Origin of the sequence: Phytobacter sp. SCO41 (assembly GCF_003073275.1) — a bacterium.
Lineage (GTDB): Bacteria > Pseudomonadota > Gammaproteobacteria > Enterobacterales > Enterobacteriaceae > Phytobacter > Phytobacter diazotrophicus.
Map to the genome: position 1 here is coordinate 4,544,153 of NZ_CP027225.1, position 25,607 is coordinate 4,569,759.

The window sequence follows — 25,607 nt, forward strand, 5'->3', positions numbered from 1 at the left end:
TGGCAGACATAACGTCACAATCTGTATTCAGAGGAGCAGATTCCATGCCAAACCTTGAACCAAATTACAAAGACAGTTACAGCCCACGACTCACTAACAACGATTTGGCCCCGACGCGCGACCAGAACTGGACGTGGTACAACATCTTCTCTTTCTGGATGTCCGACGTTCATAGCATGGGCGGATACGTGGTCGCGGCCAGCTTCTTTGCGCTCGGCCTTGCCAGTTGGCAGGTATTACTGTGCCTGTTGCTGGGAATTTGTATTGTGCAGTTGTGCGCAAACCTTGTTGCCAAACCAAGCCAAATGGCTGGCGTGCCCTATGCGGTTATCTGTCGCCAGGCATTTGGCGTGTTCGGTGCCAATATTCCGGCCGTCATCCGTGGTCTTATCGCCTTTGCCTGGTACGGTATACAAACCTATCTGGCCGCTAACGCGTTAATGCTGGTGATGTTGAAATTCTGGCCTTCTCTGGCCCCGATGACCGAAGGGCATTTCCTTGGTCTGTCGCATTTGGGCTGGGTCTGCTTCGGCATTATGTGGGTATTGCAGGCACTGGTGTTCTGGCACGGGATGAGCGCGATTAAACGCTTTATCGATATCGCAGGCCCGGCTGTCTACGTGGTGATGCTGGCGCTGGCGGTGTGGATCCTGTCGCAAACCGGCTTTAGCGGTATCTCGTTTACCCTTGCCAGCAAAGAGCTGACCGCAGGCGAGCAAACCTGGCAGATGATTACCGCAACGGCGCTGGTGGTTTCTTACTTCTCCGGCCCACTGCTGAACTTTGGCGACTTCTCTCGCTACGGCAAAAGCATGCAGGAAATTCGTCGCGGCAACCGCTGGGGTCTGCCGTTTAACTTCCTGCTGTTCTCCATCGTGACCGTGGTGATCGTGTCGGGTACACAGTCGCTGTTCGGCAAAATGATCACTGATCCTATCGAAACCGTCAGCCACGTGGGCAATAGCCTGGCCATGGCAATTGGTTTGCTGACCATGATTATCGCCACCATTGGGATCAACATTGTGGCTAACTTCGTCTCCCCGGCGTTCGATTTCTCAAACTGCTCGCCGCAGAAGATCAGCTTCCGCACCGGCGGGATGATCGCCGCCGTTGGTTCCGTGCTGCTGACGCCGTGGAACCTGTTCCAGTCACCGGAACTGATCCACTACACGCTGGATGTGCTGGGCTCCTTTATCGGGCCACTGTTCGGTATTCTCTTGGCGGACTTCTACCTCATTAAACGCGGGAAAGTGTTTGTCGATGATCTGTTTACCGTCTCCCCGAATGGGCGCTACTGGTACAAAAACGGCATCAACCCGAAAGCGGTTGCCGCACTGGTACCATCGGTCGCCGTGTGCCTGGTAATCAGCTTTATTCCGTCACTGCACGAAGTGGCGAACTTTAGCTGGTTTATCGGTGTGTTCCTGGGCGCAGGCAGCTACCGCTGGATTGCACGCCACGATCGTGAAGGGGTTAGCGAAGGGTTTGCTCCGCGTCGCGCAACGGCGAAAGAGTAAACGCATCAGGCCCGGACTGGGGTGGTCCGGGCCTGTTGCTGACAGAAGATTAAGAAGAAAACAGGCAACGTCTACGGCGTCTTATCCTCCCCTGCGTTGTTCGCACGAGGGTTGCTTAACAGGGCATAGCGGTTGAGCAATTGTTGAAATCGGGTCTCGATTTGTACGATCAACGCAGGCGCCACCTCCCCCGATCGTGTCTGTTCATCCAGTTGCCGAAGCAGTTCTTCCAGCGGTGGCGTTTGCAGGGATTGGCGAATCGCGAAAACGGCTGATTTCAGTTCCGATGCGGTTAAATATTTCCCTTTACGTTCATCAAGGGCATCCAGTTGCTGAGAAAGACGCTGCAACTGCTTCTGTGCCTGCATGTAATGAGACAGCTCAGAAACCGGCAGCGCATTGCGCTCTCGTTCCCGTAAATCAGGTTGATTCAGAAATGTCCATCCCCCAACCCCGATACCGCTCAAACACACTGCGGTCATCATTCCGGCAAAAAACATCGGCCATGAACGTCGGGATGGTGTGACCGTTGTCTGCCGCGCTGGCGGTGCGACACGTGGCGCAATCTCTTCTGGTTCGGAGGGCGCTATGGCGCTTGCGGTTATCGGCGTTACGCCTGCTTCTGTCTCCTGCGGCGTGAGCCGCTCCAGTCGCAGCGCGACATTACGCAACTGACCGGCAACGATATCCATTCGGGTCAGATGCCAGAGTTCACACTGACGCAGTACTTTTTCAAGTTCAGCCAGGTATTGCTCACAGCGATAGACCCGCGCCAACGCTTGATACTGAACCTCCATTGTCCGTAGCGACTGCTGTATCTTTTCCGCCAGCCAACTGAGCAGAGTGACTCTTGAATGTACCTGCACGGGCCAGAAATCGCCCCAGTGGCGCGTCATCAGTGTCTGTAACGCCTCCAGCCCTTCGGTCATACCCACCAGCCCCTGCTGCTTTGTTCTGGCCAGGATGTAACAGACCAGTGTTTGCAGTTCCACGCCATTTTGTCTGAACAACGCCAGACACAACGATTCGACCCGACGCCAGTCCACGTCCGGGCGCGCCGGATGGGTGAGTTTACCCATTTCGGCCTGTAATTCGCCCGCTTCGCGAAAGGTACAGGGAGCGCCACCCACACGAAACTGGCTGATAAATAACGAATGGTCCGTCATAGGTTATGCACGCTCCTGTTGCTTAAGATGACGCAGGACTATCCGCCCTTCCGGCGAGAAGACCCCGTCAAAACGGATCCATCCCCTGGCGGGAAGTTCGGCATGAATCAGGTAATTCAGATGTCCGGGACGCGGTTGCGGCAGTAGCTCCACGCGGAGCTGACTCAGGCGAGGTTCATAACGGCGCAGCGTCTCCTCAATCTGGTGTATTAACCCGTGAATACCCGCCGTCATTCCCTGATGTATCACGCTAAGATCCGGTAACCCGTAATCCGGCAGGTGCGCCAGCGTACCCGCCCGGCAATTGATAATGCGCTGCATGTTGTCCATCACGGAAAGGATAAGTTGGTCCCGCTCGCCGACCTGTTCCAGCGGTAATTCGCTACTGAAGCCAGACATCAACATTTCGTATAAAGAAGGCGTCGGCATGGATTAATTGTCCTGCACAGGAAGCAGCGTTAACTGGCTGCGCAAAAGCTCGATAGTGCGGGGTTTATCCGCATCCAACTCGTCCCGTTTCAGGATCAAACGCCAGCTATTACGCGTTTCATCCGGCTGATAAAACTGCCCGGCAATGGCAATAAACTGCGTCTCTTTATCGAGCGGCACATCCAGCGAAACCGCACCCTCGGGTTTAATCCAGACTGAATGTTCCGCCAGAACATCGCCGTTGAGTGCCGACTCTTCCTGCATGAGCAAGGTGTCGTAATCTGCTTTATCAAAGCGGGTGCGCGATTTGAGTTGCCAGACATGCACCATGGTGGAAAGCGGCGTGTCTTGCGCGTCCGTGTTGAGCGCGCCACGCGAGATGAAATCCAGATGCAAGGTATGGATCTGTTTATAGAAGATAGCGCTCGCCATACTTTTCGAGCCCTCAATCACCTTTTGCCCCAGCCCGCAGCCTGTCAGGAAAACTGACAACGCCATCGCGCAGGCCAACGCCCGGCGCTTACAGTGGATAATGAACATGCGTGATTCTCTCCCTGTCCCATCGTGTTGAACCTGGCATGAGTCCCTGATAGCGGCCAAGTTTCACCGTTACAGTCCCGGTGTCTGGCGCGGAACCTGAGGCTCGTAAAATGCCGGTTAGGCCAATCTGAACGCGCTGTTTCCCTAGCTGTGCCGCCGGCAGCAGGCTGACCGGAAGCGTGAGCTGTAGCCGCGCCTGGCAACGCCAGCCAAGATATACACGCAGCAGCACCAGAAGATCGGTATGCAACTGCCCTCCCGGCAGCCATCCGCGCACTTCGTCAGCCTCTTCGGTATAGAGTTGCAGTAACAGTTGACTGTTAACGTCCGTGCCGGTTCGCCCCAACAGAGCGCGCGTTGTCAGGTCAACGCGGGACGTTCGGGACAGGCAGACCCGCGTTTGCAGTACAACAGACTGCGGATCGTGTGGTGTCACCGTTGCCAGGGTCTTTGGCGCAAGCAGTGCCACTAACGCTGTCACGCCTTCCGCTGTACGCGTTGGCAGCCGCATCACGCTCAACAGTGCCAGAAAACGCGAAACGGGCGTGGCGATATGGTTTTCGCTACCGGGAATGCCCAAACCAATGAGCCCCAGCAGGCAATGTGAAATCGCATCCCTTGCCCCCGGTTCAAACGACGCCGGGTAGTTGTATTTGCGCCAGATGCGGTAGTACTGCGTGGTAAAACGGTGGTTGAAGATATCCAGAAACGCCATTACCGCTTCATGCCCGTCCTTTCCCTGTGCGATGTCGTCCAGGTAAGCCGTCGGCAGAGGGGAATCGACGCCGTAAAGCCCCAGAAAAGTGGTGCGTACTGTCACTGGCGCGTCAGGCTGCTGCGAATGGTGCTCGACCGCTTTAAGTTCGCTTGCAGGGAATCCCATCCCCGGATGAGGGCGAAAGCGCACGGGATCATCAGCAGGGTTCGCGCTACTGCCTAACGGCGGGGCGTGTGGCGCAGCTTGTGCCAGATACTGGCAAAAACGGTAAAAATTAATCCGCGAAATGTGCGGCGTCAGTCGATGTATCAGCCCGGTACGCGCTGGCTGTGGTGTTCGGTCCATTGCAGGCACTTCCCTGTGGGTTGCAATATTACGGTGAGTTGTGTGAAAAGATGGATATCGGCATAGAGCGCGAAGAAGCGATGAAGGAGTTCACCAAACAGGGTGATATCCCCCTCCCCGGCGAAACCTTTGCTGTCGAGGGTGACCTGAATGTCCACTCCGCGCAGCAGAAAGCCTTTTTCGAAACGCTGAATGAGATGGTGTTGAACATCAACAATCGCCTCAAGACGACGGCGATTCATCTCGCTCTCCGTCCAGTCATAGAGCGCCAGCGTGCCGCGCAGGATCTCCGCGTTATCCATCATCGACAGAAAGTTTGAGCCAAGATGACTGAGTACCCGCCAGTGGAAACGGTCACGCGAAGGGGGATAACAAGGCTGCGTCGGCGCGCAGAGATTACGGACCCGCAGATTGTTTTGCGCCGCATGGAGGGGGGTGTCCAGAAGCGTGCTTTGCAACGCCTTGCGCGGAAGCTGGCCGTTGGTGCCCGTCAGGCTCAGTGACAAGGTTTCATCTTCCAGAAGCCTGTCCGCGTCAAACCCATCGCCCCCCAAAATCAACCAGCTATCATGCAGCCCAGAGGGGCCACGCTTCACCCGCGTGTGGTAATAGCGTTCGGGGGCATCGTGACGCAACATGCCGCCCCGATGGCGAAAACTGGAAAACGGGACATACGCCTGATTGCCGGTGTGGCGTGAGGAGACGATTCGATCAACAGAATAGATTTCAGTATGACCATCCTGGATACGCATGGGGCGCAGGAGATATTCGTTTTCCAGCGGAGAGAGATGCAGCGGGTCAGCCTCTAGTGGGAACAGGTTGATAACCGGAACACAATGCAGGCGGATAGTGTCGGCATTGAACGGCAAATCGTGGGACCAACTTTCCACCAGCACAACATCCAGCTCAAAACCTTTTATTCCTTCCGGCCAGGCGATGTTTTCCAGCCCATGAAGCGCTACAAACATAAATTTTTCACGGAAAGTGAAATATTCAAGTAAGAGCTGATAGCCGCTAAATGCGGATTCTCCTTTAGGCCACAGTCTGTCATCATCGCCCAATCCCTGCGCAGAAAAATGGCCCTCCAGCACACGCCGCTCCTGCCCCGGCAAACGCAGCCAGATCTGTTGCGTTCCCAGCGTTAGCGCCCGGTGTAAGGCACAGGCTATCGGGCTGTCGGCATTCAGATACAACGGTAGTAGTGATAAATCAATTTGCGACCAGTCGCCGACCAGCGGGCTGCATTCGAAACGCAGGCGAATGACAGAACGTCCGTCCGGCTCGTACTGCAGTGACACGTCAGGCAAAGCCAGCGGATAGAGCGTGACATCGCGCGTGGCGGTGTAGCGACAGCGGGTTTTTCGCTCACCAATCGGGCGTGACAACACCTGAAACTGGCTGAGCGTTTCGCTCTGCTTCATCAGCCGAAAATCGGTTGCCAGCTCAATAATAGACAGTGAGGGAATGGTGCGCAGATAGTGCGGCCAGAGCAGACTGACCAGCCCTTCGGTGAGCTCCGGCAAATCGTCATCCAATTTTTCACGCAGCCGCCCCATTAAGAATGCGAAACCCTCAAACAGGCGCTCCACATACGGATCGCGAGCACCAGGTTTGTCAAGGTTCAGCATTGCCGCGCGGTCGGGATATGCCTGCGCGAATTCTTTACCGGCTTCGCGCAGGTAGCGCATTTCGGCTTCGTAGTAGCGTTGGGTTAAATCGTCCATGAAAATCCTGTGGTAAATAGGTAATGATTAAAGTGGAGTGAGTTGTTAAGAGCAGGCTTGGGGATTATTGATAATATTGCAGGTAGTCCATTTTAAAATATATGCTTGACTAATAATCTTGTACAATCAACCGGAGAGATCTAATAATAAAAAATTCAGATCTTAATGTTCTTCGAACCGCCCATCCTTTAAAATAAACACACGCTTCTTATGGTGATCTTCAAATTTTACAAAAATATTATTATCTTTCATTCCAAAATTATAAGTACTACCCGGTAATCCATGAAAAACTTCCGATTGCCACTCCTTGGTTTTACATGAAATCTGAATATAATCTTTATAACATTCAGACCCACAATACCACTCAGATATAAAGCATATATTTTTTGAGCGAAATTCATTATAAATGTAAAAGTGCTGGGCCAAAAGAAAAATAAATAGAAAATTAAAAATCACAACGCAGTAGATTACTGAGGCAGACCTGGAAACACTCACAAAGAATGAATAATAAAAAAGTGATATACCTACAACACCAATAAGTAACACTTCAATATTACCCCATAACAAATCACAGAAATTAAATAAGACTTGAATCACAACACCTAATAATATATAAACCCATCGATATCCATAATGTGGCTTAGATAAAAAAATGGTATAAAAGGGAGGATTCCGGGCGCCATAACCAATGAAATATATGCCATATTATAACCATGAAACATGAATAATACATTGAATACTATGCTAACTACAATCCAAGAAACCACACCAGATACAATTCGAAGGACCAACATAATATTACTCTTTAATTGACATTCATTATCATTAAAAAGAAAAAACCTTAAAAAATAGCAAAATATCATTAATCATATTATTTCTAATAGAATAAAATTATGATGCTTTCTGCGTTACGTTAAAATCTTTAATTTTCACACCAATAGCATCGGATATTTTTTTCCTCTGAAAACAAGTCCTGCAGCCTTCCCCAGATTTTATCCTGGCTTCCGGGTTATTTTTCAGTGATATTGATATAAATTTCCTGCGATATTTGTCCCCTTGTTTAAAATATGTCACTAAAATGGCTTCCTGCTTTCTTTGAGGTAAATCAATTATATAACCACTCATAATATCTTTCGCTTTTTTGATCATCAAGGCAGCAAAGTGAACCGCTCCTTCATCTGTAATCAAATATCTTAATATATCTAACCTTGACATGTTTGGAAATGAATCCAGCTTGTCATCATACATATCATAGGCTGTGCGTAATGATATTCTTCGGTTAATGGTTTGGGCTGTTTTACTTCTATTATTCCGTCCTTCACATCCGTCTCATAAACATCATTCATCATCGACGCGATAAATCGCGACTGACATGGGCAGGAGCTTTTACTGTCCAGAGTTCCTGCCATCAGCCGGCCGTGAATATCTGTCTGCGGAACGCCTCCTACGATAATAAACATTCCTGGATATCTGCCACAGGTCACTCTATCCATATCGCGTGCCTGAGGTATACCCATAATGGTATGGTCATCCGCGCCTTCAATGATCCTGCCGCCACAGGTGGTTATATCACCTCTGACCAGAAAATAGCCTCGTCCCATCGTCTTCAATCCTCATGTTGCGAATCGCACAATACGGCAGCACGTGCGGGATCTATCGCCACCAGCGTGCCGAGCAGGGTTTCCATTTTTCGCGCCAGCAGCGCTTTATCCGCATAGCGATATGCCCTTAAACGCAGCAGCTTCAACTGCCGGGCTTTGATCTCGAAGATCAGCTCGGGTTCCCATTGGGCCAGCGTCAGCCCCTGCGAACTCCCGTCCAGTTCATCTAACAGCAACAGCGCCATCTCTGTTTTGCCGTATTGCTCCGCGATCCGGGCCATGAGTAAACGCAATTGCAGATGCTGTCGCGCGGTAACAATCCCCGGACGTGACTGGAGCCAGCCCATCGCGGCGTCGACCCCTTCACTGTCGGCACGCTCCTGCGCTTCGGGTTCCAGCGCCAAAAGATCATCGAGGGAGGATTCGCCAGAGAGAGCCGCCCCGCCTGCCAGCCATGCCCCTTCATCCCGCGGTATAACCTGCTGTGCAATCCAGTTTCGCGTTACGTCATCCGCAAACGGGCTACCGTCACTCCATGCAAGCTGCTCCAGCCCAGCCAACCGTTCCAGCAACAACGCCAGATCCTGACGGACAACAGATGTCCACCTGTCCCACGGCGGCCCTGCCTTGCCTAGCGCCTGGTGCAGATACCACTGAATATCCAGCCAGAAGTGACATACACCTTCGCCGAACATCCGGTCGGCTTGTTCCAGGAGTTCTGTCCAGTTCTGCTGTGTATACAATCGCTTAAGTTGATTACGCGATTCCGTGCGCGGTGGAGACAGCCGCGTTTTGCCGTCGACATCGGGCGGAAGCTCATGAACGGTGTCCCAACGCAGGGTTTTCATCAGGCGATGTGCCGCCAGCCAGCCGCGGGGCTGTTCATTGAGGTAACGGGACAGCGTTTTGGCCTGATCCAGCAAATCGCGTCCGGAATGAATAACCTGCAACGACGGCGAGTCGATAAGGGAAGAAGCGACAGGCGGCGAGAGGGCCGCGCTATTTTGAGGTACAACGGCATTCATCCCGCCCGATTGCGCCAGACGTGACTCCAACGCGTGAATAAGCGGCATCAGCGAAGGCGGCTGTTGGTCTTCTGTCCATGCTGCAAATGATACTGATAGCAAATTCAGCGCGGCGACGATCCTGGAAAAATCCGCCTTTGCCACTTCCGGAAATCGCGCCAGGCTATCAAGAATTTTGTCTCCGGCCAGCCACTCAAGCACCAGTTTTCGGCTCGACGGGCGGGAGGGTAGTAGCGCGGTACCAAAGCGTTCAACCAGCCCGGCCAGCAACGCCAGCCCCTCAGCTAAGCCACGCTCGCCGTCGCGATGTAGCCGTGCCCAGATGTAATAGGTCACGATACGCAGATCTTTTGCCTGTGTCAGAATGAGGGATTCCGCCAGCGTACAAATCAATGCGGTGTCTGCGCCCGACAGCTTGTTCATCTCATCGCGCATAAGCAGAAAATCGTCGTGATAGCCCGGGTCTTCGCCAACGGGTGCGTCTTCTTTTACTGGCAATAACCATTTCTGCCATAACGCGGTCTGCTCGCGCGCGGCCTGCAGGACATCGCCATCGCTAAAACAGCTACGGGTTAACTGCTGTAGCAACTCACTCATCCTCGTGCTCTCCCTGTTCTTGCGACTCTGCCATGACGTTCCCGGTCAGGAAGATCTGCTGTGGCAGGCGAAAATTTCTCAGTGCCAGCAGTGCCATCGGCCCTTTTCCCTGCTCAACGCGCATCAGGTAATGCAACGGGAGGCCGTCCGGGGCGCGCCACAGCACTTTGTAGCTGCTGCTGTCCAGTTGTGTAACTTCCGCTTGTTCCAGTAAGCGGATGAGGCTCCAGCTTCCCCGGTAATCTGCCAAAATACGCTCGCTGTTCTGCGTGCTGGTCCAGCTCAGCGACGCACCGGGGTGCCACTGCTCACCAGGCCAGGTAAAGCGCTGCCAGCGCTCCTTCTGGTTGAAATATTCCAGTATTTGCCCGTCAACCGTCAGTTGCGTTTTCATCACATCGCGCGCGGGTTTGGCTCGCAGATCAAAATGTATTCCGGCATCTCCGCTGGCAAAGGCGGCATCCGTGATATCGCCAAGCTGATTCAGGGAACGCAAAAACGCCGGATTTACTACCAAACCCTGTGTGTTCGTGGCATCGGTCACCCAGTCTCGCCCTTCGCGTCTCAGCACGCCACCAAGGTGCATGGCGAGATATTGATGGATGCGGCCACCGTCGCGCAGGTACTGCGCCAGCAAAGGCAACGAGGCATCATTCTGCGTGGCACTAAAGGGGTAGCGCCCCGCGAAATCCTGTTCCCACTGGCTGACAATGGCACGCTGCCACTGCCGATTGAGACTCTCCGCCGCGGGTGTCAGCACCTGTCGCCATGCCTGCTCAACCGGGCGAACAAACAGCGCCTGACCAAAGCCGCTCCATGCATCTCCGAGGCTGGCGGCAACCAGACGACCATAGTCGCGGGTATCAGTAAGATCGACGGTTTTACCCTGAAACACCGTCTGCGCCAGTTGTTGCGTCATTTCCTGCGGATCCGGGGCGTTGATGACTTGTTGCAGCTTGAGCCGCACACGGCTAACGCGCGTCAGATAAGTCTGCAGATTGAGCGTCGCGTCTCCGCTACCGGCAGCGCGTTCCCCCGTCAGCCGCAGCAGCGGGGCAAAGGTTTTATCCAGCGGGCCGGGAGGCGTTTCGTCCTGACGGCCTTGTTCTTCGCCGTTAAAGAGTGCCTTTGCCGATGTCGTCAATGAATCCGACAATCCACGGTTCGGTCGCCCCGTTGCCGCCTGCCACGCCAGCGTATCCATCAGGGCAATGAGCGGCGACTGGTGAGCATCAGCCATGAGTGTCAGTTGATCGAGTACACCGGACAGCGTGCCTTCCTTTTTCCAGCGAAGGCTGTTAAGAAAAGAGAGCCAGCTTCCGGCAAAGTCGGTGAAGTAACGCTCTGTGAGTCGGGCGCGTAGCGTCTCCGGCGATACATCGGATGACGCGCCCTTATCGCGATCACTGAGCACCCAGTCAATTTCTTCGCGTCGGGCCGCCACAACTTGCTCTATCGCCTCTTTTACCTGCCCTTCCCACGCCTGGCGGGTGAACATCCCCGGTACGATCTGCTCAGTACTAAAAAGCGCATCGGCCTGGGTGTCGCTGGTCATATCCGTCAGAGTCATATCTGCATAGTTTCGGGAAACCTGTTTCAGCACATTCTGGTAGAGCGTGTTTACCGCATTGCGTACGCCAATCTGGCGCAGCAGGATTTTTCGCACGGTGGCGGTCAGTTCAGGTTGCAACGCCACCTTCCATTGCGGATGTTCAGCCAGATTCGTGCCCCAGAAGGCAAGTAGCGAAGGGACGATACTCTGCGAGAGACCTTCCGCCACCCCTGGATAGCGCAGACCATCGGCCATCAGCGTGGCGCTGAAAAAGGCCGCATCCGCTTTTTCCGGACGGGACATCATCAGCAGCGCTTTAAGCTGTTTATATCGCTGCTCACTTGTTGCCGTCCGCTGAGGGCTGTCAGGAGGCAGGGCGACAAAGGTGTTTAGCTGCTGTTGCAGATGTGAGAGCGCCACATCGCGCACCAGACGGCTGGCAGCCTGCGCATAACCGGGAAATGCCGCATCAAGCAATTGCGTGTTACGCTCCAGTCCGAAACGCTGATACCACGGCGCACCGTGACGAACGCGGTATTGCAGGCGCTCCAGTTCGCTCTGTAATGTATGCAGTGCTATCAGTTGTTCTGAAAGCGGCAGGCGAGTGTTCAGTGCGTGCGCTGTCTGCGCGGCGGTATCCTGAATCAGCATGCGGTTGGTCAGAAAAGACGTCAGAAGCCCGGTTCCCCACACCATCACCATTATGCCCAGCATTGCCATCATTGCATGTGCCCACGGGAATCCCACCTTACGCCCCCGGACCTTATCATCCGTAATACCCACCCATACCGGAGAGGGAAGCCAGGCGTGAGGCGCGGTATCTGCTCTGGCCACATGCTTCGGACTGAACATCAGGCCACGCAATGAGAGGGAATATGCTCCACCCGACAACAGAGGTTTCAATGTGTTTTGCCAGTGAGCAACGCCCTCTTTTTGCAGGGAATGTGCCAGGCGCAACAGGAAATCGTGGCGATTATCGCGCAGTAACTGCTGCATCCCCTGCTCTGTTAGTTGTGGGGTTTGCGCTTCCAGCATGGAAGCCAGATGTTCTGCCGTGCAATGTTCAGGCAGCAGGCATCCCACCGCCTGTGTGGTGCGTTCGGTCTGATAACCGCCATCGTCGCAGATCTGCCATAAATAGAGCGGGGCCTGAAACCCGAGTCGTTTTCCGCTGTCGGTCAGCCCGCGCCAGGCCTTATCCATTTGCGCACTCTGCTGGCTCTGTTTCGCCGTCAGCGGCCAGACAACCCCATCCAGTGGGCGGTGGCGGCGCAGTTTTCGCAATGACGCCAACAGTTCGGCCTCCGGTTCGGCTAACGCTCTGCCGCCATGGATCAGTACGATACCGTCGCCTTCAAGCCAGTGCTGTTCTGTTAAACCCGGTGCGATGGATTCCACTTCGGCGGACTCACCGATAATCAGGAGCAGACGGATTTTATAGCGCCAGAAGAAGCCGTAGCGGGTGCGTAAATAGGATCGGAGATTGGTAAGAGGGTTATGTAACTCCGGTTTATGTTGTACCGTTGTAGCCTCTGGCCTGTATTGCAGATGTATTTTTCTCTGTTTCCAACGCCACCAGAATGGTGAACACACCATCCCGAATAACAGGGCTGCAAATATTCCCCCCCAGATTGACCACGCCTGTTGGACGGATATTCCTTTTTTTACCAGCACATCCTGATTAATGAAAATTAATAAGGCACAGATCCCTGCCATCCCTATAACCAGAAGAAAATAGCCCCAGAAGCCATAACGCGCAGTATGCATCATGTTCCCTCACGCTCAAAATAGTGACCCTGTGTAATTAGACAAAGTCGCTTTGATTGAATTTGTTGTGATGCCTGACAAATAACCAATTGTTCTTTTCCGGTTTTTCTGGTGGCTTCAGATAATATTGCCAATGATAATGGAAAAGCCAACTCCCCTCCGGGGCCAAAGGAATAGTCAATTGAGTGCAGCGGTTGCCTCCTTGGTAGTTCCCACTCATACTGGGTGGCATACTGAATAATATTTTCTACTATTTCATTGTTAACATTAGAAACCCAGACATGTTGTAAATTTTTTTATTTAACCTGTTATATTCAAACAGTGAATTTAAACTATATTCCAGCCCCTCTGGTTCTAATACCATGATTCGTCCCATGCCAGCAATAACTGGTATTGAATGTCGTTTTGCAAATGAATATGAAGATATTAACTGCGCAGACACTAATTCGCTGTATTTTTCAGTGATATTTCCCTGCCAGTTTTGCAAGCAAATAACTAAAACCAAACCGTCGAAATTTTCATTATCATAGAGCGACTCAATACACTCAATAGAGCGGGCTATTTCTGGGACTAGATCCCACTGCAAGAGAATAAATTGCTTTGCTGTTTCGCATTCTTTACTTTCAGGCAGCAATATATAAATCGTATGCAAGTGGTTACGATAATTTGGATATTGACGCTCCAGATTCTGGTGGATATCACTGGTTATTGCAGAGAGAGAGTTACGGAATGTAAAAGAGAGCGGCCTGGCCTTTCGTGGATATGCAGGGATATCCTCAAGCGGCCCCAGCAATGAATCGACCCCTTCTCCATCTGGCGTGTAAATAATATTGCCAACTATTGCCAATTGCTTTTGACTCCATTGCTGCCAGTGTTTTTTTACTTGTTCCTTTTCGATATTACAGGCCAGGCAGGAGGCAATAGATTGTTCATATCTATTTATCATGACACCCATAAGGCATAACCAGAGAAATAGCGCTGGCAATATGCCATATATCAACATGTCACCATATGTGGCAACATTAAGAGCAAAAAGCCCCAAAATGCCGTTCAGTGTTAACATGGAAAGTAATAATATAATCCAGCGCCGATAATTTGGTTTGGGAATGGGGCTTTTTTCCGGTATAACGGGTATCATCCATCCCATATTATGACTCTATGCTATTTTCAGGTTGAGAGCTTATAACACAACACCCACACGCGCACTGGCAATTGTTCACAACAATATTTTTACCTTGTTCCATCGCTGTTGGGTCACCTTCCTGTATAGGATTAACACCATGTTTAGGGCAAGAAACCAAATCGCCTACCAATGCAACCTGAACGCCATTAATAAACATGGTTGAAGATGCAGTTATGACCTTACCCCCATGAGTAGTAACATCTCCTAAACAAACAAGTCTCGGCATATTTTCTATCCTGTTTAATTATTGGTAAAAATATCTAACTGTGAAATATAATGTTGGAGACTAACTATGGTGGCATTAACCAAATGATTATTTTTGGTCTTTTATTACCGAGGTTTGTAATATTTGTAGTTTCAGTAATATGCTGCTATAGAGCAACCAATGTATTTTTAGTTAATGATTGCTCCAAATTTAGCAGATCAACGCTGTTGACCTGCTGGGCCAAACCCTTAATCAGGCTGTTTCTGATTATCTGCCTTTACCACTGCGAGGGATGATATTTAATTGTCCCGGTTATACTTTCCCACAGCGCCACCAGTTCATGTTCAGTTAATGCATTGTCAGCGTGTAAGAGGTCAATACTGTAATCCATTGACAACTTAAGTAGCTTATTTCCTCCTTTCTTGTCTTCATGTATAACCAGTTCAAAATCATAGTTTATGGCTGGTTCTGAACTATAATTATCATTCTGTTTAGTCCACCACTCTGAAACCTCAAGGCCGTTGACCTTACGTTTTCCTTTATATAACGTTTCACCATATTCTGTTTCCATCACACGGGCGTCGTTATCCAGCAGCAATGTGCTAGTATAACTGTCGTTATCCGTCTTTAATGTTATAGTGACTTTTTTGCTGTTTTGATAACTTACAGAGGCTTCATATTGCCCGAGTAGTGAGGCATCAACCTGTCCATACAGAATAGCTAACTGATTTTCTGACGGGCGCTGATTGTCTTTACGGGGTTGTAATCCTGACAAAATAGCCAGTAATTGTGCTTTCTTCTTCGGGACATTATATCGAAAGGTATCAGAAATTTCTTTACTTTTACCATACCAGTAACCATCGTAACGGGCAGCCCGTTCGTCCCGTGCTTTCATTTTAACTGAAAACGTGATGCCATCTGCCCATTTCCACGCATCTAATATCCTTGCCATATCTGGAGTATATTCAGCCTCCATCCGCTCAAAAATGACCCCGTTCATTGGTGAGGTTAGTGGATAAATCCCCTTCAGATAGGGGGCATCCTGCGGATCGACGACGGGCATATTTCTGAGTTCTTCCTCATACCGCAACAAAAATTGCTGAAACGGAGGGTGATATTGCAGTTTTGTTTCCACTGGGGTCATATCTGAACCCTGTATAAACATCACCATTCCCGTTGGCGTAAATTCAGTCGGAAGTGCTACAGAATAAAAACAAAAATACCGCGTTTCGGGGTGTTGTAATAATGAGGTGACCATCTCTTTCTCCCTGTCACTTAACGAATAATGATACGCGCCGGGTTTGAATACCAGCCACCCGGTTATTACTATCAACGTCGCCAGCAGTATGCTGTTTCTCAGGCAGTGCGGGCCATTAAGTAAATGCCATTTTTTCATCGTTATTGACCTGCCGGGCAATTTTTATAATAGCGTACAATGCAAGGGATTTGCTGAAGAGGCCCCGTTAATCAGGCTGTTTCTGATTATCGACCTTCACCACTGCGTGGGATGATATTCAATTGTCCCGGTTATACTTTCCCACAGTGCCACCAGTTCATGTTCAGTTAATGCGTTCTCAGCTTGTAAGAGATCAATACTGTAATCCATCGACAACTCGAGTAGTTTATTCCCTCCGTTCTTATCTTGATGTATAACCAGTTCAAAATCATAAATTATGGCTGGTTTTGCATAATAACTATCATTCTGTTTCGTCCACCATTCTGAAATCACAAGGCCGTTGACCTTACGTTTTCCCTTGTACAGGGTTTCTCCGTATTCTGTTTCCATCACCCGAGCGTCTTTCTCCAGCAGCGGTGTGCCGGTATAACTATGGTTATCTGTCTTTACTGTGATAGTGACTTTTTTGCTGTTTTGATAACTTACAGAGGCTTCATATTGCCCGAGTAGTGAGGCATCAACCTGTCCATACTGAATAGCTAACTGATTTTCTGACGGGCGCTGATTGTCTTTACGGGGTTGTAATCCTGACAAAATAGCCAGTAATTGTGCTTTTTTCTGCGGGACATCATATCCATAGATGCCCGGAGAACCCTCTCGATCCCCATCATAACGACCCGCTCGCCTATCTGTAACCTTCATTTTTATTGAAAACGTAACGCCATCCTCCCACTTACGGGCATCCAGCACTCTTGCAAAGTCCGGAGTAAAAGACTCTTCATTACATTCAAAAATAGTTCCTTTTAGTGGCTGTTCCAGTCGATAAACCTTCTTAAGATAAGGTGCATCACGAGGATCTGTTACAGGCATATTTCTGAGTTCTTCTTCATGCCGCAGCAAAAATTGCTGAAACGGAGGATAATATTGCAGTTTCGTTTCCACTGTGGTCATATCTGAACCCTGTATAAACATCACCATTCCTGTTGGCACAAATTCAGCCGGAAGCTCAACAGAATAAAAACCAAAATACCGCGTTTCGGGGTGTTGCAATAATGAAGTGACCATCTCTTTCTCCCTGTCACTTAATGAATAATGATATGCGCCGGGTTTAAGTGCCAGCCATCCCGCTATTAATATCAACGCCGCCAGCAATATGCTGTTTCTCAGGCGGCACGGGCCATTAAGTAAATGCCATTTTTTCATCGTTATTGACCTGCTGGGCGATTTTTATAATAGAGCGTAAGGTAAAAGCCTGACTAACGTCATTGCGATAAGCCGCTTCGTGAAGAACCTGCACCGCCAGACGTTCCTGAATATTCTTATGAATGATTTTCCCGGCACGCAGAGGTACCGTACCGTCGCCATTTTCACAGGCATCACGTAATGTAAAACGTTGTCCTACCCAACCGTATATCACATTGTTATCGCCCTTTAATTCCCATGCCTGCTCTTCTGGAGAAAGCTCATCTTTCACCGTTCTATTGGCACTGACTTCACTTAAATAAAGGCGACCATCATTCATTTTTGGCTCTGGTGGCGTCTCCCCCATTTAGTAACTTTTCATATTAAGGGTAAACAGGCTGAAAAAGATGCCAGCAACTGCATCGGGATAAACAACACGCCCCTCCCTTAAGCCTACTTTAGTAAAAGGCACAACTATTTTTGTAAGGTAAATTAATATAACAAAAGCCGCCATAGACATTACTAAAGAGTAAGATATAAATAAAATTAACAACTACACCATATTCCATGATCAAGAACGAGAACACATTTAATTCAAAAACTTCAGTATAATTTCTTATGTAATTTTTAACAGAAAACAATAAACCATTTACAATATTGAATAAATAAATCACATACAAAATATAAAAATTAATTTTCCTATCAAGATAACCACCATTCATTAAAAACCGAGAACTAGAAAACAGCAGTGCTGTATTAAAAATAACAATCAAAAAATCGAACCACAACAGTGAGCTCAAGTAATATTCAACATCCCCATTACTAGCAGCATCATAATAGTCTAGATCCCCACGATAATACCGGCAATCCAACGAGAAAATTAAAAAATCAATGAGAATAATCATTACTGCAAAAAAAATACTCGCAAGCCTTCCCAATAAATTTATGAAACGAAGTTAAATTGAATACACTTAAAAATACCTTACAATAGTTATTCTCAGTAACTAGTTTTGTTCTTATATTAACCCCCTCTCCATCCTTCCATTTAAATCATATTACCTCATAAAATATTTGATATCGACTAAAGTATCCAATCCAGAATAACAATAATTATCGTTTTCCTGCAACCTTATTAAATACACAAGATATTAATCAAAGGTATATAGCACTACTCCACCTTTCTTTTCAGCCTACTTATTAATTTAAATCGACCATTTTTTATTATATATTTTTCTTTTAGATAAACTTGGTTAAATGATTTTTTGTTTTTCACCATCATATCATCCTCATACCTATAAAGGACATTGCTATCAATATTTACCGTATAATCAGCATTTATAACAAAATCAGAAAATCGGACGATATCTTCATAGCAAAAAATACTATCCAACAATAAAGCATCGACTAAATTACCATCCTGGCCATAACTATTGAGTTGCACATTAAGCAATGGGGTATCTGCTTCCCCTATTTTATTATAAATGATCAATTTAAAAGTATTATGATCATAACCAAAACTACCAATAGCATAATAAGGCACACCTACTTCCATATTTGGCGAACCAAAATTATCGCCTTTAACTGGAATGCTGACTTCTTGTTGATTAAAATTATTAAGTCTTCGCATGTATTTTTTGGGGGGGGCGGCAACAGATGAACAATCATCAAACAATGTTTTCATATCTAATCCCTGTTGTCTGTACTTCAATTGAGTAATATCTAAAGGCAATACCACCCCTTCATTTTCCATCGCATTACAACCAACGATTAAAACAATACAAAAAAAACATTTCATTTTAATAAAAAAATATCTACGCATAGTTTTTCAGGTTTATATTTTTAATAACTCTAAAGTCGGGTTATATTTCTGAAGATGTATATGGTGATTATGGTTCACTAGGTGTTCAACATTTTTTAATACTGGTTTATCAATAACAGATGGGTGTGCTTTCTGCCATTCACTATACCACTCATTCCATACTTTTCCTGTTGTAGGGCTATTAATACTGTCCCAATATTCCCACGCTTTAATACTTTTCCAACCAAATAAAACCAATGCCTCATTGAATTTATTCTGTCTTTCAACATCTAAACCTTTCCAACCACAAGGTTCACCAGTCTCATCATTCTTGTCAAGATAAACTGAGCCTCCTGATTCATCTTTCCTTAAATAACGTAAATCCAAGTTTGTCCCATTTTTATGAGTTTTGCTAGGAGACGGTGACTCACCTTTATTGTTACTACCTCCATTAAAAGTAAAATCTGTATAACCAGTATTTAACATGGCACCTAATAACGAAGCAGTAGTAAGATCATTTGCATAAGGCCGTGTAGTATTACTTGTTAATGTAAACCCTACGTCACCACTTGAATAACTGCTTACATTATCACTTATGTTAATAAGATAAATTTTATCGCCACCAAGTTTATCTTTATAATTAGAAAATGTATTCTCAGTTACTACAATAGTATAGGTACCAATTTCATGCTGAGTCCCTAATGAATCGTGATAAATATACTTAGCTTTATTTCGTGAGTTTTTTAGCACTCTCTCAGTTTTCTTAGTTCCATTCCCAGTATCATCAATTAATTTATAACCTATAACCCCATTGTGATATATATGATATTCAACACTAGACTTCACCCTTGTAATTTTTTGCTCTTTTATGTTTTTTTCATTCTTAGAAGTATACCCACTCGTTGTTTTGACAATATCTTTCATAACATACTCCATATTATTTCCAACCACCACAAAATAGGGGGCGCTTGACTACAAAAAAACAACCACAATATTCAAAAAAATGAAACCAATCCTTTAGAAATCATAAGAACAAATGAATTCGAATTTCATCATTTTCTTTTTCACTGAGAAACGTTTCTGTATACCCTGCATTATTTGTTTTACCTTCCTTATTTATCCCACCAGGAAAATATGCAATATATTTAGTATTTGCATAGGGTTCATTATTTTCATCTACAAAGTGGAACTGCACATTAAACTCCTCAGTATTTATCACAGGAAATGTCATCAATTTCGCTTTCAATTTCTCCGGATCCATACTCTGCCCGCCGAATTTCTGCCAGACCGCGCCACGTTCTATAATTTTGTCCGGTGCCGCACATTCCACTGTGCCGTCCGCAATACGGATATAACCTCCGCCGCAGGTCAGAATGATCTCTTTCTCTGCACAAATAAGGATCTTTCCTTCACTGCTGCTTATGCGGATATCTTTCAGTGCATCCAGTGTCATTTCGTCACTCTGCGCCTGGATTTCCACTTTGCCCTTTCCGGCAAAGATTTTTATCCCCAGCTTCTGTGCAAACAGGCTGATCGCTTCCCCGGCAGCCACGGTAAACTTTTTCAGGACGCTGAAATCCGCATGCTGCCCACCAGTGCTGACAAGGTTTTCCCCGGCCGACAGCTGGATACTTTTGGGGGTGACCTGCGCTATCCCCTCAGGGGCACTCAGCAGCAGTGCAGCCTGTTTCAGCTCCGTCAGGCTTTCTGCCAGCAGCACCTGCTGCGTCTGTACATCCGCCAGTTCTGCTTTCGCCACCTCTGCCGCACTGCGCAGGGCCTCCACCAGCGACTGTGCGCACTGCAGTTCGCTCAGCGCCGCCGCCATCTCCCGCACCTGCCCCTGCGCCCGCTCCTGACCGTCGGCGCTGATGAATATCCCCTTTTTCGCCCGGATGGCACCCCACATGTCCGTGCGCAGCTCAAAACCTTCCCCGCGCTGCTGTTTTCCCGCATCCACCAGATGGCCGAGATTGAGCTGGCTCTTGCCGCCGTACTCCGTACTGATTTTGATATGCTCTTTGCCGCGCTCGTCATCGAGGCGCAGCTTGTTGTTTGCCGGGGTACGCAACACGTTGCGTCTGTAGTTCTGAATCGTCACGTGGTCGGGGTGGGCGGAATCATGCTTCACGCCGGCGATATAGGGCCGGTCCGGGTTGCCTCCCTCAAACGCAATGCTGACCTCCGTGCCCGCCAGCAGCGGCAGGTGCAGTCCGTAAGTATCACCTGCATAAGGGCGGGACTGCCGTACCCACAGGCTCTCGTAACCCGGCTTCCAGGCTTCGCGGTCAAAATCGAGGTTCACCCGGTAGCGCCCGTCTTTATCGATATGGGCGTAGATGTCGTTTGCCGTTGTGCTGGTCACCCGCGCGGGCAGCGTTCCGGCCATCACCGGCTTCGCGATGCGCGCCGGGCGAAAGCTGTAGCGTTCCGAATACGGGATGGCCGTAAACGTCAGTTCATAACTGCGGTCTCGCGCCGCGCTGGCGGTCAGCCCGGTTATCAATGCGCCCCTGCGGAACACCGCCGGGGCGTCTTCATCCGGTACCTTTATCTCCAGCCCCGGCATCAGCAGGGCGCTGGTGCTCAGCCCCTGCAGAATGGCCCGGCCATTAAGGTAACGTTCGTGGCGGATACGCGCGTAAAACGCCCCGCTTTCCGGTGTGTCCGGGTCGCCTGCCGTCAGGAAGTTGTCCGCATAATGACAGGCTTCGCCACAGGTGGTGCTGTCCCCGCCCGTCGCATCAAACGCCGACGTCATATCGGCGGTCGCGTCACGGTAGTTGTAGTCCCGCGTGGTGACGCTTTTTTCCACCACATGATATGCCGTGTTCAGCCCCCAGACAGATTCAGTGCCGCTGTCGCTCAGCCCAGAAGGGTGGCGCATTGGCAGCATCAGGCCCCGTTCATAGCCGCTCTGGTCGTCATAAAACTCAATGACTTCGATTTTCAGCCGCACGTCGGTACTGAACCGGAACCAGATCCCCACCTCCGACAGCAGCCGGGAGATAAACGTCAGGTCGTCCTCGCCGAACTGCATCACCTGTTCGCGCGACGGATATTCCCCCGTCAGGGTGAAAACGAAGTCCTGGCCGAGCATCCCGTGGCGCTCACGCAGGATTTTCTCGACAATCTGCGGCACGCTCTGGTTCTGGTAGATGGCGTTCTGATGGCTGCGGGCGAGCAGCGCCAGCCGGGGCTCAAGGCGCACTTCATAGCGTGTTTCATCGCGCGAGGTGGAAAGCTGTTTAAAGCCAGTGATGACGCCATACAGGGTGCGCAGCGGCACCTGTACCGGCATCCCCTGAACCGGCGGGGCGCAGAGGCTGAGCGCGCCGTCCTGCATCAGCACCGCTTCCGGCTCCAGGGTTTTATCACGGCTGGTGAACTGGATGTCGTAGCAGAATGGCTGGCTCAGGTGCTCGCGGCCTTCAAAGGAGAGCACATCAGGCGGGCTGCTCAGGCCTCGAATTTTTAATTTGTGGTGGGAGTGGTCAAAACTGAGCGCGTTCATGCGGTGTCTCCTGTGTCCTGGTCAAACTCAAGGGAAATACCCTCATCGTCATTCCAGCCCAGTCTCAAATGTAAAGGTTTCTGCTGCGCGGCCTGATGTGCCAGCAACTGCTGGCTCAGTACTGGTAAAATTTGTTGATTGAGCAGGCTATCGATATTGCGCGCGCCGCTCTCAGGCAGCAAACATACACTGGTGAGCTGGTCATAGAGGTCTTCACTCACCTCGGTTTCCATGCCGTAGTGTTCACGCAGGCGACAAATAACCTGTTCAAGCTTCATCATCACAATGACACGCATCGCGGCAGGGCCGAGCGGGCGATAAATGATCGTCTGGAAACGCGCCTGCAATGCGGGCTGGAAATGGTCGCGCAGGAGAGGATGGAGCAATGCCTGCATCTCGCTTTCCGTGGCATCAGGCTGCTCTTCCAGCAACTGCATCACATGCTCGCTGCCGAGATTGGCGGTCATCAGAATGACCGTATTGCGAAAATCAATTTCACGCCCTTCACCGTCGCGCATAAATCCCCGGTCAAAAACCTGATAGAACAGGTTTATTACGTCGCGGTGCGCTTTTTCTACTTCGTCCAACAACACCACACTGTAGGGACGCTTTCTGACAGCCTCGGTCAGTACACCACCCTGCCCATACCCCACATAACCGGGGGGAGAACCTTTAAGTTGAGAGACAGTATGGGGTTCCTGATATTCGGAAAGGTTGATAGTTATGAGCGATTTCTCGCCGCCGAAGAGGGTGTCCGCAAGGGCAAGCGCGGTTTCCGTTTTACCTGTACCACTTGGCCCCGTCAGCAGGAATACCCCCTGCGGACCGTTTTCTGGCGTAAGACCGGTTTTCGCGGCACGTAATCGCCGGGCAATAGCACCCAGCGCGGCATCCTGGCCCACGACCCGTGTTGCGAGATTCTCTTCCAGGCTTAACAGCGCCGTCTGCTCATCTTTCAGCAATGACGAGAGCGGAACCCCTGTCCAGTCAGCAATCACTGTGGCAACGGTTCGGGCATCAACGTCCAGCCCCAGCAGCGGGCTGGCATGTTGCACAAGGTGAAGCTGTGACTGTAAAGCGACAATATCCGCCTGACGCGAGAGGTCGCTGCGACAGGCCAGCAGTTGTCGGGTAAGTTCTTGCTCTTGTTGATACTGGGTTTCAAGGGTATCGAGTTGCACGATCAATGCGTTCTCTTCCCGCTCGATAGCCGCAAGCCGTTCACCACAAGAATAGTCTCCCACCGTGCTATCGTCCTGTAACGCCTGTTTTTCCAAGGCCAGTGCGGTGAGTGAAGCACGAATATGCGTTAAGGGTTCCGGTAATGTATCAAGGCTCATACGCACGCGGGCGGAAGCCGTATCCAGCAGATCGACAGCTTTGTCCGGCAACTGGCGTCCGGTGAGATAACGTCGGGAAAGTGTTACCGCCGCACGAACCGCGTCGTCCGTGATGTGCACACCATGATGTTGCGCGTAGCGCGCTTTCAGGCCACGGAGCATGAGACTGGCGGTAGCGTCGTCCGGTTCGTCCACTTTCACCATCTGGAAACGACGCTCCAGTGCGGCGTCGCGTTCAAAGTACTGCTTGTATTCACTCCAGGTGGTAGCCGCAATGGTACGCAGCTCGCCCCGGGCCAATGCAGGTTTCAACAGGTTCGCCGCATCTGCGCCGCCCGCCTGATTCCCCGCGCCAATGAGGGTATGCGCTTCGTCGATAAACAGCAGCACAGGTTCCGGTGATTTTTGTACCGCATCAATAACGTTTTTTAGCCGCTGTTCAAATTCACCTTTGACGCCAGCTCCTGCCTGCAACAGACCCAGATCCAAAGTATGGATGTGGACCTTTCTCAGACTCTCCGGCACATTGCCTTCTGCAATACGCAGCGCAAGTCCCTCCACCAGCGCCGTTTTGCCCACGCCGGGTTCGCCAACCAGGATGGGGTTGTTCTTGCGGCGTCGGGAGAGAATATCGACCATCTGGCGGATCTCCGTGTCGCGGCCAAATACCGGGTCGATGCGACCATCACGCGCTTTCTGCGTGAGATTCTCCGTGAAGCGATCCAGAACGACGCGGTGTTGATCGTCGTGTTTAGCACTGCTTCCGTTTTCGGTTAAACCTGGCTCATTCGCAGCAATGCCGGGTAAATCAGCCATAAGCGGTTCATTGACCTGGCGTTGCCGCCCCGGGTTTTCTTCCGATTGCGCATCAAGCAAGGGACGTAGCCGTTCCAGTTGCATACGCCCGAGGCTGAGCAGGATCCACAGATCATTGGCCGCCAGTAACGCAGGTTTTTCTGTCAGCGCCATCAGCAGGTGCTGGCTGCGGATTTGCGGAGCATCAACCTCAAGAGAGGCAATTAGCCATGCCTGAGTCAGCAGTGTGATGAGTTGATCAGATAATCGTGGACGAGTATGAACAGAGCGCGGAAGGGTTGCCAGATGCGCCAGTAGAGACTGCCAGGCACTGTCCAGGTCCCATTCATAACGCCGGGAGATAACGGTGAGATCACCTTCCCCTTGCTCCAGGAGTTTCAGCAGTAAGTGCTCAATGGTGATCTCTGCGTGCGCACGGGTCTGGCAGAGTGATGCGGCCGCTTCCAGCGCATGTGCGCAAAAAGGGTTAAGACGGCGCAGCAGCGCCGCGGGGTGGTTTACGGTCATAGATGTCCCTTCTTGACGTATTCATGTTCAGTTCCTGCAACCGCCGTTTCCCCATGCTACCGCCCGTAGCCATCACCACAGGCCCATCTGGTTTCATCAGCGGATTGACAGGGTTTGCTCAGTGCCGACTCCATCCGGCATTCAGCAAACGTAGTAAGAAGGCAGACAGTTTCCTGTCTGCCGCAGTTATCAGGCGGAGGGGCGCTCATTCCAGGAATCGGAATGAATGATGTTGCCGTCTTTGTAGGTCCAGGTGATTTTTTCGTAGCGCAATTCAATGCGTTCCAGGTGGTTGTGCTTCTCTTTCGCCGGATCTTTGATGTCATGCATCAGCGGAGCGACTTTCACCAGTTTGACGTTCTCAAGCGTGGTGTTGAAATACTCCACTTCCTGGCCCGCATCATTGATGCGATACCATTTGAACTCAGCGGTTTTCAAGGTCTGACCGGTGGTAACGGCCTTGTACAGATAGGGGCTGGACGAATCGATCTCTTTGGTGAAAAGAAACGGGGTATGAATACGGGTGCCCGTCAGTTTGCCTGTGTTGTTATCGGTTGGGATGTAGAGCGTATGTTCCTGCGCAACGACTTCGATGCTGCCTTCACGCCCCTGAACATCGACGGACCCTTTGATATCCGCGCCACCGTCATCTTTCAGCCAGAGATAAACTGGAATAGCCATGAGA

General features: G+C 50.1%; 18 protein-coding genes and 2 pseudogenes. 1 reads left to right on the forward strand and 19 read right to left on the reverse strand.

Going from position 1 to position 25,607, the window contains the following annotated elements; translation table 11 throughout:
• Positions 1 to 44 precede the first annotated feature (44 nt).
• Complete coding sequence (locus C5523_RS22150) at positions 45 to 1,517, forward strand: NCS1 family nucleobase:cation symporter-1 (RefSeq protein WP_041852646.1); 1,473 nt, start codon at positions 45 to 47, stop codon at positions 1,515 to 1,517.
• Between the two features lie 71 nt (positions 1,518 to 1,588).
• Here the strand turns inward: C5523_RS22150 and C5523_RS22155 are convergent, their stop codons facing one another.
• The 19 genes and pseudogenes from C5523_RS22155 to C5523_RS22255 all read right to left on the reverse strand — a co-directional run bounded on the left by C5523_RS22155 (position 1,589) and on the right by C5523_RS22255 (position 25,603).
• On the reverse strand, positions 1,589 to 2,683 hold the full coding sequence (locus C5523_RS22155) for a VasL domain-containing protein (RefSeq protein ID WP_108701979.1): 1,095 nt from the start codon (positions 2,681 to 2,683) through the stop codon (positions 1,589 to 1,591).
• 3 nt (positions 2,684 to 2,686) lie between these two features.
• Entirely contained in the window at positions 2,687 to 3,112 is a 426-nt protein-coding gene (gene tssE, locus C5523_RS22160) for a type VI secretion system baseplate subunit TssE (RefSeq protein ID WP_108701980.1), read from the reverse strand.
• Between the two features lie 3 nt (positions 3,113 to 3,115).
• Positions 3,116 to 3,652 carry a type VI secretion system lipoprotein TssJ gene (gene tssJ, locus C5523_RS22165; protein WP_041852649.1) on the reverse strand — a complete coding sequence of 179 codons (537 nt, stop codon included), beginning with the start codon at positions 3,650 to 3,652 and terminating at the stop codon, positions 3,116 to 3,118.
• Positions 3,633 to 4,715 (reverse strand): type VI secretion system baseplate subunit TssG, encoded by a 1,083-nt coding sequence (gene tssG / locus C5523_RS22170; protein WP_108701981.1) that lies wholly within the window; start codon positions 4,713 to 4,715, stop codon positions 3,633 to 3,635. Before tssG ends, tssJ begins: the two co-directional genes overlap by 20 nt.
• Entirely contained in the window at positions 4,679 to 6,439 is a 1,761-nt protein-coding gene (gene tssF, locus C5523_RS22175) for a type VI secretion system baseplate subunit TssF (protein WP_108701982.1), read from the reverse strand. The genes tssG and tssF overlap by 37 nt, the downstream gene beginning before the upstream one ends.
• An 891-nt stretch (positions 6,440 to 7,330) precedes the next feature.
• On the reverse strand, positions 7,331 to 7,654 hold the full coding sequence (locus C5523_RS22185; RefSeq protein WP_108701984.1) for a hypothetical protein: 324 nt from the start codon (positions 7,652 to 7,654) through the stop codon (positions 7,331 to 7,333).
• Between the two features lie 77 nt (positions 7,655 to 7,731).
• Positions 7,732 to 8,040: pseudogene (locus tag C5523_RS22190) on the reverse strand (PAAR domain-containing protein); the annotation flags it as partial.
• 5 nt (positions 8,041 to 8,045) lie between these two features.
• Positions 8,046 to 9,662, reverse strand: a complete 1,617-nt coding sequence (tssA, locus tag C5523_RS22195; RefSeq protein ID WP_108701985.1) for a type VI secretion system protein TssA — start codon at positions 9,660 to 9,662, stop codon at positions 8,046 to 8,048.
• Positions 9,655 to 12,981 carry an ImcF-related family protein gene (locus tag C5523_RS22200; RefSeq protein ID WP_108701986.1) on the reverse strand — a complete coding sequence of 1,109 codons (3,327 nt, stop codon included), beginning with the start codon at positions 12,979 to 12,981 and terminating at the stop codon, positions 9,655 to 9,657. The genes tssA and C5523_RS22200 overlap by 8 nt, the downstream gene beginning before the upstream one ends.
• 250 nt (positions 12,982 to 13,231) lie before the next feature.
• On the reverse strand, positions 13,232 to 14,128 hold the full coding sequence (locus C5523_RS22205) for a hypothetical protein (RefSeq protein ID WP_223878736.1): 897 nt from the start codon (positions 14,126 to 14,128) through the stop codon (positions 13,232 to 13,234).
• Between the two features lies 1 nt (position 14,129).
• Positions 14,130 to 14,390: a PAAR domain-containing protein gene (locus C5523_RS22210; RefSeq protein ID WP_075203660.1), complete on the reverse strand. Its 261-nt coding sequence runs from the start codon at positions 14,388 to 14,390 to the stop codon at positions 14,130 to 14,132.
• A gap of 256 nt (positions 14,391 to 14,646) precedes the next feature.
• The gene (locus C5523_RS22215) at positions 14,647 to 15,765 is read right to left on the reverse strand and encodes a T6SS immunity protein Tli4 family protein (protein WP_108701987.1); all 1,119 of its coding nucleotides are present in this window, start codon (positions 15,763 to 15,765) and stop codon (positions 14,647 to 14,649) included.
• 96 nt (positions 15,766 to 15,861) lie between these two features.
• On the reverse strand, positions 15,862 to 16,968 hold the full coding sequence (locus C5523_RS22220) for a T6SS immunity protein Tli4 family protein (RefSeq protein ID WP_108701988.1): 1,107 nt from the start codon (positions 16,966 to 16,968) through the stop codon (positions 15,862 to 15,864).
• Positions 16,946 to 17,314, reverse strand: a pseudogene (locus C5523_RS22225) (hypothetical protein); the annotation flags it as partial. The pseudogene C5523_RS22225 and the gene C5523_RS22220, both read right to left, overlap by 23 nt.
• 801 nt (positions 17,315 to 18,115) lie before the next feature.
• Positions 18,116 to 18,766, reverse strand: coding sequence for a hypothetical protein (locus C5523_RS22235; RefSeq protein WP_223878737.1), 651 nt, complete (start codon positions 18,764 to 18,766; stop codon positions 18,116 to 18,118).
• Positions 18,767 to 18,778: 12 nt separating this feature from the next.
• Positions 18,779 to 19,669, reverse strand: a complete 891-nt coding sequence (locus tag C5523_RS22240) for a hypothetical protein (protein WP_108701990.1) — start codon at positions 19,667 to 19,669, stop codon at positions 18,779 to 18,781.
• 100 nt (positions 19,670 to 19,769) lie between these two features.
• A complete protein-coding gene (locus tag C5523_RS22245; protein WP_108701991.1) occupies positions 19,770 to 22,259 on the reverse strand; it encodes a type VI secretion system Vgr family protein in 2,490 nt (829 codons plus the stop codon).
• Complete coding sequence (gene tssH / locus C5523_RS22250; RefSeq protein WP_108701992.1) at positions 22,256 to 24,922, reverse strand: type VI secretion system ATPase TssH; 2,667 nt, start codon at positions 24,920 to 24,922, stop codon at positions 22,256 to 22,258. The genes C5523_RS22245 and tssH overlap by 4 nt, the downstream gene beginning before the upstream one ends.
• Before the next feature lie 189 nt (positions 24,923 to 25,111).
• Entirely contained in the window at positions 25,112 to 25,603 is a 492-nt protein-coding gene (locus C5523_RS22255; protein ID WP_039076799.1) for an Hcp family type VI secretion system effector, read from the reverse strand.
• Positions 25,604 to 25,607: the final 4 nt, after the last annotated feature.